Origin of the sequence: Actinotalea sp. JY-7885 (genome assembly GCF_014525465.1) — a bacterium.
Lineage (GTDB): Bacteria > Actinomycetota > Actinomycetes > Actinomycetales > Cellulomonadaceae > Actinotalea.
On record NZ_JACEXH010000234.1, the window covers coordinates 1 to 4,063 of the forward strand.

The following is a 4,063-nucleotide window of genomic DNA, read 5'->3' on the forward strand; positions in this document are numbered from 1 at the left end:
GACGGCGTGCGGGGGGCGCGCGGCGCGCGCGGGGTCCGGGTCGCCGCGGCCCGCGGGGCCACGGGGGCCGGCCCGGAGACCTCGAAGCCCCGACGCCGCAGGATCGCGAGCGCGGTGTCCATGCCGGAGCGGAAGTCGTCGGGGGTGGCGAGGCGGCCGGTCGCGTACCGGTGGGCGACGCCCAGGACGGCCGGGGCGTCGTACGTGCTGCCCTCGTGCGTCAGCCGGTGGACCGGGTCCGGCGTGAAGCCGTACGTGGCCAGGAACTCGTCGGCGCCGCGCGAGTCGTGCTCGGCCAGGGCCTGGAGGACGTGCTGTCGGGTCACGGAGGAGAACGTCGCCATGATGCCCGAGCCTACGACGGCCTCCGACGACGTCGCCCCGCTGTGCCCGGGGCGCGGGGCGACGTCGTCGGGTCTCAGGAGGTCGGACGCTGCGCCGCGGCCAGGTCCGCGCGGAGCTCGTCGGCCGTCCGGCGAGGGCCGTAGCCCGGCGTGCCGGGCTCGATCCGCCACGTCCCGGCGAGCGAGTCGATCTCCACGACGTCGAAGCCGAACGAGTCCACCAGCGCCGCCACCGTGGCCCGCGCGTCGGCGTCGTCGGCCGCGACGACCAGCGCGCGGCGGTCCGGCGTGCCGGCCTCCTGGCCCTGCGCCGTGAGGTCCGCGGCGGGGATGTGGTTGAAGGCCTTGACGACCCGCGAGGTCGGCAGGTGGCGCTGGAGCAGCTCCGAGCTCGTCAGGGTCGCGGCGTCGAGCTCGGGGACGTTCCCGTCCCGCTGCGGGTAGTAGTTGTTGGTGTCGACGACGACCTTGCCGGCGAGCGGCTCGACCGGCACGGCGCCGATCGCGTGCACCGGGATGGTCACCACGACGACGTCGCCCCCCTGCGCCGCCTCCTGCGGGGTGCCGGCGCGCGCCAGGTCGCCGAGCTCGGTGACGAGGTCGACGAGCGTCTCGGGACCGCGGGAGTTGCTGACGACGACCTCGTGGCCGCGCGCGACGGCGAGGCGGGCGAGCTGCGAGCCGATGTGGCCGGAGCCGATGAGTCCGATGGTGGTCATGGTCATGTCAACCGGCTGGCGGCGCGGTCATTCCCCGCTGCTCAGAAGGCGTACGGCCCGAACCGGCCCCACGCGACGAAGGCGGCGACGGCGAGCAGGACGACGTTCATCACGATGCCCTGCGGCTCCTTGCGTCGGGCGTGGACGACGATCGCGCCGAGCATCACGACGACGAGACCCGCGGCGGCGACCGGGGTCAGGACGGGCGCGATCCCCGTGAGGGCGGGGAGCACGAGGCCGAGCGCGGCGAGGACCTCGACGACCCCGATGAGGCGGACCTGGGTCGCGGAGAAGTCGGCGACCCAGGGCAGCATCGGCTCGAGTGCGGCCTTGGGGCGGGTGGCCTTCATGGTGCCCGCGGCGAGGAAGGCGAGGGCGAGCAGGATCTGGGCGACCCAGAGGGCGACGGTCATGGTGGTCCTTCGTACGGAGGGATGCGGAATGCTTACCGCGGAAAGTAATGTGCCGTGCGAATGCTTGCCATGTCAAGTATCGTGGCGGCATGACGCGGCCCGACGAGCCCCGGTGGCTGACGCCCGAGCAGACGCAGGCCTGGATCGGTCTGCTGCGGACGACTGTCTCGCTCCCCGCCGCCCTGGACGCGCAGCTCCGCCGCGACGCGGGGCTCTCGCACGCGGAGTACCAGGTCCTCTCGTGGTGCTCGATGTCCCCGGGCCGCGCGGCCCGGATGGGTGACATCGCCGTCCGCGCGAACGTCTCGCTCTCGCACCTCTCGCGGATCGCGGCCCGGCTGGAGAGCCGCGGTTGGTTGACGCGCGTGCCGGACCCCACCGACGGCCGCGCGACGCTCGCGACGCTCACCGAGGACGGCTGGGAGAAGGTCGTCGCGACGGCGCCCGGCCATGCCGAGGAGGTCCAGCGCCTCGTGTTCGACAACCTCGACGCCGAGCAGGTGCGTCAGCTCCGCGAGATCACCGAGCGCATCGTCGACGCCACGCAGCGTGAGCGGGCACTCCCGCCCCCGCCGGGCGCGGTGGCGCGCTGACCTCAGGCCGGGCGACGTCGTCGCTCAGGCGACGTCGTAGACCAGGTGCGTCGCGGTCGACGTCGGCGTCACGCTCCGCTGCACGAGCCGGAGGCGTGCGCCGCTCGGGAAGAGCGGGGTCCCGGCGCCCAGCACCACGGGCGCGAGGTGGAGCACGAGCACGTCGGCCAGGCCGGCGGCGAGCGCGGAGCCCACCGTCGCGCCGCCGCCCATGAGGACGACGTCCAGCACGGTGCCGCGCCCGGACGCCGCCGCCTCCGTGCGCTCGCGGGCGACGGCGACGGCGTCGGCGAGCCCCGAGGTGACGAAGGTCCAGTCGAGGTCGCTGCGCCGTACGGCGTCGGGCGGCGTGCCGGTCACGACGACGAAGGGCGGGGTGCCCACCTCGCCGGCGCCGTAGCCCGTCTCCTCGTCCCAGCCGTGCGGCCCGTCGACGACGTCGAACAGCCGCCGGCCCATGACCACGGCACCCGAGCGGGCGGTGGCGTCCCGCAGGACCTGCTGGTCGGCCGGGTCGTCGGAGAACGCCCACGTGTGGAGCGCCTCACCCCCCGTGCCCAGGCCGTTGTCCGGGCCCGGGTCGGGTCCGGTGACGAAGCCGTCGAGGGAGACGGAGATGTCCGCCACGATGCGGGTCATGCTGTGGGTGACCCGGCGAGCCGCGTGAAGTCATCGGGCGGGTACCGCGGCGGTCGAGGATGCGCGACGAAGGGCCCGTCACCCACATCGCTGCAGGTCACGGGCCCTTCGTGTCGTACCAGGTGCGGAGGATGGGGGATTCGAACCCCCGAGGGCGTTAACCCAACACGCTTTCCAAGCGTGCGCCATAGGCCACTAGGCGAATCCTCCCGGCCGCACGAGGATACCGGAGGACCGGGCCGCGGCCGAACGCGCGCCGATCAGGCCTGCGAGGCCAGCTGGATGAGGTTGCCGCACGTGTCGTCGAGCACGGCCGTCGTCACCGGCCCCATGGTCAGCGGCTCCTGCGTGAAGCGCACCCCGAGGCCGACGAGGCGCTCGTACTCCGCCCGGACGTCCGGCACGCCGAACGACGCGAACGGGATGCCGTCGGCGACGAGGGCGTCGCGGAACGGGGCGACGGCGGGGTGCTCGGACGGCTCGAGCAGGATCTCGGGGCCGTCGGCCTGGTCGGGGGAGCCGACCGTGAGCCAGCTGTGCTCTCCCAACGGCACCTCGGTCCGCTTCTCGAACCCGAGGACGTCGGTGTAGAAGCGCAGGGCCTCCTGCTGGTCGTCGACGAAGACGCTCATCACGGTGATGCGGGGCATGGCGGACCTGCTTTCCGGTGCGGCCACCGCTCGGCGATGGCGGTCAGGGGTGAGGTGTCGACGTGGTGGAACGTGTAGCGGCCCTCGCGCCGCGTGCGGACGAGCCCGGCGGCGACGAGCACAGCGATGTGCTGGGACACGGCCTGGCGCGACGACGTCAGGCCGTGCGTGCCGATGAGGCGGGTGCAGAGCTCGAACAGGGTCTGTCCGTCGCGCTCCACGAGCTCGTCGAGGATCGCGCGGCGGGTTGGGTCGGCGATCGCCTTGAAGACGGCGTCGTCCATGTCGGCGACGATAGGCAAGCACAGACTTGCATGTCAATTGTCCCGGTGGACGCGTGACGGACGGTGCGCGCGCTGCGTTAGGGTGGGCGACGACCCCTCGTGCGGCGTCATCTCGCTGAACTCCCCCAGGGCCGGAAGGCAGCAAGGGCAGGCGGGCTCTGGCGGGTGTGCGGGGGGTCCTTGCATGCCCGGAGCCCTGCAGAGCGAGCCTGCCGTGCGACGGCGCCTGCGACCCAGGGATGACACCGGCCGCACCGACCCTCCCAGGGTCGCAGCCGCGCACCGGCAGGACGGGACCCGAGGGCGACGCGCCGGACGGGGCACCGCCGCCACGCTGGCTGCCATGAGCACCTCGTTCCCCCCTCCGCCGCCCGCCGCGGCCCCGAGCGCCGCGCCCGCGCGCGTCCCGGCGCCGCCCGCC

At 74.0% G+C, this 4,063-nt stretch carries 7 protein-coding genes, 1 tRNA gene and 1 other RNA gene; 2 read left to right on the top strand and 7 right to left on the bottom strand.

Annotated features, from left to right (window positions below):
- From IDM29_RS15395 to IDM29_RS15405, 3 genes are all read right to left on the bottom strand, one after another.
- On the bottom strand, window positions 1-344 hold a 344-nt coding region (locus tag IDM29_RS15395), incomplete at its 3' end, for a hypothetical protein (protein WP_188037743.1).
- 74 nt (window positions 345-418) lie between these two features.
- On the bottom strand, window positions 419-1,063 hold the full coding sequence (locus tag IDM29_RS15400) for an NADPH-dependent F420 reductase (RefSeq protein ID WP_182112291.1): 645 nt from the start codon (window positions 1,061-1,063) through the stop codon (window positions 419-421).
- 41 nt (window positions 1,064-1,104) lie between these two features.
- Entirely contained in the window at window positions 1,105-1,476 is a 372-nt protein-coding gene (locus tag IDM29_RS15405) for a DoxX family protein (protein ID WP_182112290.1), read from the bottom strand.
- An 89-nt stretch (window positions 1,477-1,565) separates the two neighbouring features.
- On the opposite strand from IDM29_RS15405, the gene IDM29_RS15410 reads away from it, so the two are divergent.
- Window positions 1,566-2,069: a MarR family winged helix-turn-helix transcriptional regulator gene (locus IDM29_RS15410; RefSeq protein ID WP_182112289.1), complete on the top strand. Its 504-nt coding sequence runs from the start codon at window positions 1,566-1,568 to the stop codon at window positions 2,067-2,069.
- 24 nt (window positions 2,070-2,093) lie between these two features.
- On the opposite strand, the gene IDM29_RS15415 is transcribed toward IDM29_RS15410, so the two are convergent.
- The 4 genes from IDM29_RS15415 to IDM29_RS15430 all read right to left on the bottom strand — a co-directional run bounded on the left by IDM29_RS15415 (window position 2,094) and on the right by IDM29_RS15430 (window position 3,642).
- Entirely contained in the window at window positions 2,094-2,708 is a 615-nt protein-coding gene (locus IDM29_RS15415) for a dihydrofolate reductase family protein (RefSeq protein WP_182112288.1), read from the bottom strand.
- A gap of 125 nt (window positions 2,709-2,833) precedes the next feature.
- A tRNA-Ser gene (locus tag IDM29_RS15420) sits at window positions 2,834-2,918 on the bottom strand.
- A gap of 50 nt (window positions 2,919-2,968) precedes the next feature.
- Window positions 2,969-3,358 (bottom strand): VOC family protein, encoded by a 390-nt coding sequence (locus IDM29_RS15425; RefSeq protein WP_182112287.1) that lies wholly within the window; start codon window positions 3,356-3,358, stop codon window positions 2,969-2,971.
- A complete protein-coding gene (locus IDM29_RS15430; protein WP_182112286.1) occupies window positions 3,340-3,642 on the bottom strand; it encodes a helix-turn-helix transcriptional regulator in 303 nt (100 codons plus the stop codon). The genes IDM29_RS15425 and IDM29_RS15430 overlap by 19 nt, the downstream gene beginning before the upstream one ends.
- 88 nt (window positions 3,643-3,730) lie before the next feature.
- Between IDM29_RS15430 and ffs the strand changes: the two genes are divergently transcribed.
- Window positions 3,731-3,827: signal recognition particle sRNA small type (gene ffs, locus IDM29_RS15435), an RNA gene on the top strand.
- Window positions 3,828-4,063: the final 236 nt, after the last annotated feature.

Coding starts and splice junctions, on each gene's coding strand:
- IDM29_RS15410 (WP_182112289.1), top strand. CDS start 1,566: ATGACGCGGCCCGACGAGCCCCGGTGGCTGACGCCCGAGCAGACGCAG.
- IDM29_RS15415 (WP_182112288.1), bottom strand. CDS start 2,708: ATGACCCGCATCGTGGCGGACATCTCCGTCTCCCTCGACGGCTTCGTC.
- IDM29_RS15405 (WP_182112290.1), bottom strand. CDS start 1,476: ATGACCGTCGCCCTCTGGGTCGCCCAGATCCTGCTCGCCCTCGCCTTC.
- IDM29_RS15400 (WP_182112291.1), bottom strand. CDS start 1,063: ATGACCACCATCGGACTCATCGGCTCCGGCCACATCGGCTCGCAGCTC.
- IDM29_RS15425 (WP_182112287.1), bottom strand. CDS start 3,358: ATGCCCCGCATCACCGTGATGAGCGTCTTCGTCGACGACCAGCAGGAG.
- IDM29_RS15430 (WP_182112286.1), bottom strand. CDS start 3,642: ATGGACGACGCCGTCTTCAAGGCGATCGCCGACCCAACCCGCCGCGCG.